This is a genomic window from Arhodomonas sp. KWT (assembly GCF_010993615.1).
The window spans coordinates 1-976 of the sequence record NZ_WNXE01000621.1 but is presented as its reverse complement, the minus strand read 5'-3'; the positions used below and the strand labels follow the sequence as shown (position 1 = coordinate 976).

Here is a 976-nt window from a genome sequence, read left to right as displayed (position 1 = left end):
GATCGTGCCGCCCTGGTGGCGGGCGACCTCGCCGATCACGGTATCGACGGCGTCGCGCTGATCGACGGCGGCCTGGACGCCTGGGCCGCCGCCGGCGGGCCGGTGGTGGAGACGCCGGACGATCCGCCGGACCGGGCCTGCATCGACCGGCTGTTCTTCGTACACGACCGCCACGACGGCAACCTCGATGCCGCGCGCCGCTACCTGGAGTGGGAGCAGGGCCTGGTGCCGCGCCTCGACGCCGCCGAGCGGCAGGCATTCGCACGGCTGGGCCCGGCGCCCGGCACGGGCGCTCATTCAGGGGAGGATCGATGAACGAGCCCGACACCATCCGCGAGATACGCGACGCCGTTGCCCGTCTGTGCGGGGACTTCCCGGGCAGCTACTGGCGCGAGCTCGACGCCACCCGGGGCTATCCCGACGCGTTCGTGCGGCGGCTCACCGAGGACGGTTTCCTCGGGGCGCTGATCCCGGAGGCATACGGCGGCGCCGGGCTCGGGCTCACGGCGGCGGGCGTGATCCTCGAGGAGATCGCGCGCTCCGGCGGTCATCCCGGGGCCTGTCATGCGCAGATGTACACCATGGGCACGCTGCTGCGCCACGGCTCGGAGGCGCAGAAGTCGGCGTACCTGCCGGGCGTCGCCTCCGGCGAGCTCCGCCTGCAGGCCTTCGGTGTGACCGAGCCCGGTGCCGGCACCGAGACCACCGCGATCCGGACGTTCGCCGAGCGCCGTGGCGATCGCTACGTGATCAACGGCCAGAAGGTGTGGATCAGCCGCGTCGAGCACTCCGACCTGATGCTGCTGCTCGCGCGCACCACGCCCCGGGACCAGGTCTCGCGCAAGACCGAGGGGCTGAGCGTCTTCCTCGTCGATCTGCGCGAGGCGGCGGGCAACGGCCTCACCGTCCAGCCCATCGAGACGATGATGAACCACCACACCACGGAGCTGTTCTTCGACGACCTCTCGGTGCCCGC

Annotated in this window: 2 protein-coding genes; both read left to right on the top strand. The window is 72.0% G+C overall.

Annotated features, from left to right (window positions below):
* Positions 1 to 315 (top strand): hypothetical protein (locus tag G7A99_RS21210; protein WP_205599980.1); only part of this gene is annotated, 315 nt, incomplete at its 5' end.
* On the top strand, positions 312 to 976 hold a 665-nt coding region (locus tag G7A99_RS21205; protein WP_163143893.1), incomplete at its 3' end, for an acyl-CoA dehydrogenase family protein. The genes G7A99_RS21210 and G7A99_RS21205, both read left to right, overlap by 4 nt.